The organism is Pontibacter sp. HJ8 (assembly GCF_054824225.1).
In genome coordinates this window covers 1-5437 of sequence record NZ_JSYF01000169.1, presented here as the reverse complement: position 1 = coordinate 5437, position 5437 = coordinate 1, and the positions used below count along the sequence as shown (strand labels likewise).

At 45.3% G+C, this 5437-nt stretch carries 1 protein-coding gene; it reads right to left on the bottom strand.

The genetic code is table 11. The features are described from left to right. Positions 1-5437, bottom strand: a 5437-nt coding sequence (locus OB13_RS08635; protein WP_461489759.1) for an IPT/TIG domain-containing protein, incomplete at both ends; no start/stop codon positions are given.

The window sequence follows — 5437 nt, the reverse complement described above, 5'->3', positions numbered from 1 at the left end:
TCAGCAGTTTCACTTGCTCTACTTTGCCATTGAACTCTGTCATCAGGATGTAAACACCTGTTGGCAGGCTGTTGCTCAGGTTCAGCTCGATTCTGTTCTCACCCGCTTCGATGTCATATGCCTGGCTGTATACACGTGTGCCATTCATATTTACCACCGTCACATTCAGCTTGCCAGCCTCTGCCGCCGTAAAAATCAGCTTCGACTCTGGCGTGATTGGGTTAGGAGCCACTTTCGGTCCGGCTGCCAGGTTGATGCCATCTGCGGATACTGCCACCACTTTGCTGTATTCAAATGTACCCCCCAGGTCCACTTGCTTCAGTCTGTAATAACGCGTTCCCGTGAAGTTGCCTTTGTGGCTGAACTGGTAGTCCTGGCGAATTGAGCTGTTATTCACTTTGCTCTTCACTTTACCTACTGCCTTGAACGCTGCTTTCGGATCTTCAGTCATCTCTACTTCAAAGAAGTCGTTGTCCTGCTCAGAAGCCGTAGCCCACGTCAGCAATACGCCGTTGTTCTGCTTCACGCCGTTGAAGGCGATGAGTTCTACCGGGAGAGGGACGATCTCTGAATCAAGGGTAACCGTAGCCGCCGCTGCTTCTAAAGAGCTATTCGCAATTGAACCAGTTAAAACCTTTCCTATTTCGGTTGATGTGTTTCTTACAGAAACAACTTGAGTAAGATTACCTGCTGCATCCGGAGTCAGAATCATGGCTCTTGTCCAAGATCCCTCTTCTGTGGATTCGGGGGTTACGGATATCTGGAAAGTAACATCTCCGGTCATTGACAAGGTCAAGTCTCTTCCAATTGCCAGATTTTTCGCCTCAACAGTGTAGGACTTAACATCAAATGCTGTCCCTACGGTTGTTTTGAAGCTTAATGCAGTAGGTGTGGCTGTAATGGTTGGTCTAACAATTTCCAAATACTCCGGGTTGCTTGTTTCGGTTACGCCCAAAGCAGTAATCGTTACATAGTTCCGGCTGGCATTCAATGGCACAAACATTCCCAGTGAGTTTTCATTATCCTCATAGAAACTCGTAACAGAGCTTGTGCCAATTTTGATAGTTCCAATATTTGTCAGTTGGTAGCCCTTAACAATCACTTTCTCCAATAGACGGGCTGGATTACTGCTCGTAATAATGTTTCCATCCTCCCTCTCGAATCTTACAATTACCGGACTCGTCACAACAAACTCATCAACTGTGGTTTCTGTTGCATCAGCGGTGGTTGTTACTCCAGCGGTGTTGGCTACTCTTATAACTCCTGTAATGGCATTAGCTGGTACAGTAACTTTAATTTCGCGTGCCGTTACCAGATTTTCCGCACTTACCGTAGCTTCAATTTCTACCTGAGATCCGGTTGGCGCTGGTATTACAGAACCACCATGACCTTTGAAGAACACTTTAAGTTTCCCTTCAACGTCAATCAGGTTTTCACCTGTGATGGTCACTATATAGCCAGCTGGTCCTTCCTTCGCCACGAAATCGTGAATTATTGGCGCTTTTACCACTCTGAATACTTGAGTACTAGTTGCCGTTGTGCTGCCATTATAAGGTGTTGTAACTGAAATTTTACCTATTGTAGCGTCTTGTGGCACTGTTACAGAAATCCTTGTAGAAGAAGTTACAGTATAAATTGCGGTCTTCTCATCAGTTTCTCCTTCAATACCCAAGAATTTTACTTCTGTCGCGTCGTCGAAGTTTGAACCTCTAATTACGAATGTTGTACCTACAACACCTGCATATGTACTGAAGCTGGCAATGGTTGGTGCTCCTATTATTGTCAGGCTTCCATTTGACTCCCCTGTGCCGCTACCGCTCTGCACTCTAATAGTACCTGCCACTGCATTTGCAGGTACTGCCACTTCTAATACATCTTCGCCTTCCTCTGTAGTACTGTAGGTAGCGCTTGTAATTGTACCTGTAACACGGGTACTAGAAGGACCTGCGAAGGTTACTGTAGGTATAGCTTTGGCAACTGTCGCACCGTTAAAGTATTCATCAAATCTTGCCCCTTTAATGGTTACAGTGTTCACACCTGCATATACTTTCGTATCACTTACAGTTCCAGTCTGGACAACGCTAGAAATTACCGGTCTGTACACTGTCAGGGCAGTTGATGTGCCTGTTCCACTGCTGGAGGTTACGCTTAACGTATTTGGGGTATCGTGATTAACTACTGGTGCTGTGAAGGTAATAGTTCCTGTGCCATCTTCTTCATTCGTCAGGTTTATAGTATAGTCCGTGATTGCTATACCACCATAAGACACTCCCGTAATGTTGATAAAGTTGGTACCAGTGATGGTTACCGTTTCACCCGCATAAACTGCAGTCGGTTCTACAGTAGAAAGAACTGGAACCAGTACAGTAAATGGCATTGGCTCACTCTCGCCACTTCCAGAAACTACTGTCAAACTTCCTGATCTGGCTCCGTTCGGAACAGTTACTGTGATTTCAGTCGCACTATAAGTAGTCGCCGTAACCTGAGCTCCACTAAACTTCACAACTGGTGCTTTTTCCTCAACACCACCTGCACCATCGTTGAGGGATTCATTCCAATACTGCGTGAATAACTCACCAGTAATCTTTATTACTGTTTGGCCTACATATCCTTCTGTAGCACTTATTGTAGCTATAATTGGCTCAATTACGGTATAGTCAGCTGCACTTGTTCCTGTACCGGCTGGAGTGGTAACAGCTACTTTGCCTGTTCCACCATCAAACGGCGCTTTTACCGTGATCAACTGGAAACCTGTCTCAACACCTTCTTCACCCACTTCTTTAGTGACTGTACCTATTATTGTGGCAGGTTTGCCATTGAAGGTTACAGCACTCGCGTTGGTGAAGTACTGTCCTCTAACAGTTACCAACTGATACGCATAGCTAGTAGTAGGAGTGCTCGTATTGTTCGTAAATGTAATGTTAGCTGGCACTGGCACTATAAAATTGTCTGTGCTTTCGGCCTCGCCTGCTGCTGCAACAATTTTAATCTTACCAGTAGTAGCAGCAAAAGGAACTGTCACGGTAAGTACATCAAATGTCTCATTTACCTGTACAGTACTCATATCAGCGGCAATTCCATTGAAACTAACTGCTGTAACATCTCTGAAGTTTGTACCGGTGATTGTCACCACTGTTCCGGCTACTCCACCTTCTACTGGGCTGAAAGCTATAATGGTAGGAGCAGGTATAACAGTGAAGACTTCTGCCGTCCTGAATGCTTCCGTTTCATTTACATTTATGCTGATCGGACCGGTTGTAGCTTCAGCTGGAACCGTAGCAGTGATTGTACCGTCAGTATTATAAGTAAACTGAGCTGGTGTGTCGTTAAAGTCGACACCTGTCACCTGGTTTAACAGCCAACCTGTTATAGTTACCTTATCGCTTACTTTCCCTACCACTGGGTTGAAACTGATTATCTCAGGCGTTCTAACCACGGTGTAAGTAGCATCACTTGGCTCACTGGCACCGGCAGCGTTAGCTACCATCAGTTTACCCGTTACCGCACCCACTGGTACAGTTGCGGTAATTTGTGTTTCTGAATCAACTGTGATGGTTGTGGCTACCGTTTCGTCATTCCCTTCTTCAGTTCCAAGGAACGTCACAGTGATATTGTCACCAAGGAACTCCGTGCCTTTGATAACTACCGTTGAGCCTTCGGTACCTTTAGTTGGAGCGATGTTCGTGATAGTTGGTTTCTGGATAATAGTAAAGTTCGCTGGACTCACCCCAAATCCATTGCTGTTTGAAATAGTAATTAAGCCCGTAATAGCACCTGCTGGCACTGTCGTTGTAAGGGTTGTATCACTAGTTACATCAGCAGTAGCAGCAGGTATAGCTCCTTCTGAACCAGCAAATGTCACTGTTATATCTCCCTCTTTCACAAAATTGTAACCAGTAACAGCTACTACTGTACCAGCTAAACCTACGACTGGCGTAAATGTTAATACTACCGGAGTACGGATTACTTCAAATTCGCTGGTTTCAACCTGACCTGCTGGGTTTATTACCAACAGGTTGCCTGTCAGAGCACCTGCAGGAACAGTAACAACAAGCTTGTTATCACTCTCATTCGGTGTTGTAAGCTTAATTGGCAGGTTATCATCCTCAGTGCCTGCATCACCCAGGAACACTACTTCCGAAACATATTTCAGATGCTCTCCTGTAAGGGTGATTTTTTGCCCGATAGGACCTTTTGTTGGCGTTATGCTAGCAACTGGAGCATAAATAACTTCAAATGGACCTGCCCAGGTAGCTTCACCGCCCAAGGTTTTAACTGTTACGCTACCTGTTTTAGCTGTTTCAGGTATAGTGAATGTGATTGTGTTGCCATTCACTGAAAAGCCAGCTGCATTACTATCTGCGTTATATGGCGTAATTGTTACCCCTCCAAATACAACCTGCGTGGCTGTTTCAAAGTTTGTGCCTGTGATCGTAACTTCTTTACCTACGATGCTATAAGTTAGTCCACCTTCAGTAGTTCCAACGGTTGCAATGGTTGGAGCAGGAACAAAAGTAAATATCTGCTCACTTGTAGCTACTTTGTCTCCTGGAGCAACGATTTGGATTGGACCAGTAGTTGCATTAGCTGGCACAGTTACTACTAACTCTGTATCACTTGTTAGAGGTGTAACAATTACTCCTTCAACTCCCTCGCCGCCTTCGCTACCTAAGAATATTACACTGCTCGCGCTTGCCAGGTTAGCCCCATAAAGCGTAATCTGCATACCCGGGCCAGCCGTTGTTGGCTTAAACTGAGAATCTACACCATCAAACACCGCAAACTGTGGTGCTGGCACATCAAACACTGTTGCGCTTATATCCTGGTTGGCTGGGCTTATAACTGTAATTGGGCCCGTACCTGCGCCTAGGGGCACCAAGGCAGTAACTTGATTGTCATTTATTACTGTAAAGGTAGCCTTCACTCCATTGAACAGCACTTCATTAACCGCAGTGAAATACTCTCCATAGATAGTTACTGTTGTACCTACAGCACCACCTGCCGGGCTGAACTCTACTGCTGGAGTTTCAGCATTATTGTCATCATCAAATGCAATAATCTGCGGACCAAGTACTGTAAAAGTGTTTGTACTTACATCCTGTCCGGCTGGCGTTACTATAGTAATCTGACCACTTGCCGCACCATTCGGTACAGTTACTGTAATTTTACTGTCTTCTTCTCCTTCTCCGAACTTTATCGTGGTCGGATCAGCAGCAACACCGTTAAACAGCACTCCGGTTACACCTGTGAAATATTGTCCGTAAAGCGTTACTGTTTCACCCGCGCCCGCGCTCGATGGCTCAAACTCAATTCCTGTAACAAATGCTGGAGCTGGCACTTCAAATTTTGTTGCACTTGTTACCTCTCCGTATGGCGTTACTACTTTAATAAAGTCACTCTTAACACCGTAAGGAACAGCCACTGTAATGTAAGTACT